We start from the raw sequence: 1,669 nt of genomic DNA on the forward strand, positions 1-1,669 counted from the left end.
CGGCCGCCGAGCGGGCGCGGGAGGCGCTGGAACGGGCCGTCGCCGAGGCGGAGGAGCTGGCCGAGCGGCTGGCCGTCGCCGAGGAGATGCCGGCCGAGGAGGAGCCGGACACCTCCGTACGCGACCGGCTCTCCGCCGACGGGGCCAACGCGCGGCAGACCGAGATGGAGGCGCGCCTCCAGGTCCGTACGCACGAGGAGCGGGTCAAGGGGCTCGCCGGGCGGGCCGACTCGCTGGACCGGGCCGCCAGCGCGGAGCGCGAGGCACGCGCGCGTGCGGAGCGGCGGCGGGCCCGGCTGCGCCACGAGGCGGCGGTCGCCGGGGCGGTCGCGGACGGTGCCCGGCAACTGCTGGCCCACATCGAGGTCTCCCTCGCCCGTTCCCAGCGCGAGCGCGACGCCGCCGAGGCCGCGAAGGCCGTACGCGAGCGGGAGTTGGCCGACGCGCGCGGTACGGGACGCGAACTGAAGGCCGAACTCGACAAGTTGACGGACTCGGTGCACCGGGGCGAGGTGCTCGGCGCGGAGAAGCGGCTGCGGATCGAGCAGCTGGAGGCCAGGGCGCTGGACGAACTCGGGGTCGAGCCGGAGGGGCTCGTCGCGGAGTACGGCCCCCTCCAGCCGGTGCCGCCCTCGCTCCCGGCGGAGGGTGAGGAGCTGCCGGAGGACCCCGGGCACCCCCGTAACCAGCCGCGTCCCTTCCACCGCGCGGAGCAGGAGAGGCGGCTGAAGGCGGCCGAGCGGGCCTACCAGCAGCTGGGCAAGGTGAATCCGCTGGCGCTGGAGGAGTTTGCGGCGCTGGAAGAGCGGCACAAGTTCCTCAGTGAGCAGCTGGAGGACCTGAAGAAGACGCGGGCGGATCTGCTGAGGGTGGTGAAGGAGGTCGATGAACGGGTCGAGCAGGTCTTCACCGAGGCGTTCCGGGACACCGCCCGCGAGTTCGAGGGCGTCTTCTCCCGGCTCTTCCCCGGTGGGGAGGGGCGGCTGGTGCTGACCGACCCGGACGACATGCTGGCCACGGGTGTGGACGTGGAGGCGCGGCCGCCGGGGAAGAAGGTGAAGCGGCTGAGCCTGCTGTCCGGCGGGGAGCGGTCGCTGACGGCCGTCGCCCTGCTGGTGGCGATCTTCAAGGCCCGCCCCAGCCCCTTCTACGTCATGGACGAGGTCGAGGCGGCCCTGGACGACACCAATCTCCAGCGGCTGATCGGGATCATGCGGGAGCTGCAGGAGAGTTCGCAGCTCGTCGTGATCACGCACCAGAAGCGCACCATGGAGGTGGCCGACGCGCTGTACGGCGTCTCGATGCAGGGTGACGGTGTGTCGAAGGTCATCTCGCAGCGGCTGCGCTAGCCGACCTTTCAAGATCAAATGCGTGTGCGTTTACTTCTTGAACAACATCGACGCAGGCGTATCTCTTAAGTCACAGCCATCCGGGTATTGACTTCGGAACTTGAAGGCATAGTCTCTGCAACGTTGCTTTTACCTTCAGGTGTAAGTGGCGCCGAGGTGTGCGCCACTGGAACCTGGAAGGGCTCGCCCCCACCCGGCAGCGTTGCCGTGGCCCGAGGAGTTACACGTGACCAGCACAGCGCAGGCACCCCAGCCAGGAGCCGGGACGGCTCACCCCGAACATCTCGGGCACGTCATCTTCATCGCGGCCGCGGCCGCGA

Annotated in this window: 1 protein-coding gene; it reads left to right on the top strand. The window is 70.3% G+C overall.

What is annotated here, in order from left to right; genetic code table 11:
• On the top strand, nucleotides 1-1,349 hold a 1,349-nt coding region (locus CCN33_RS25200), incomplete at its 5' end, for an AAA family ATPase (RefSeq protein ID WP_167387943.1).
• Nucleotides 1,350-1,669 lie beyond the last annotated feature (320 nt).

It is taken from the genome of Streptomyces recifensis (assembly GCF_002154615.1).
In the GTDB taxonomy this organism is placed as follows: Bacteria; Actinomycetota; Actinomycetes; order Streptomycetales; family Streptomycetaceae; genus Streptomyces; species Streptomyces griseoluteus.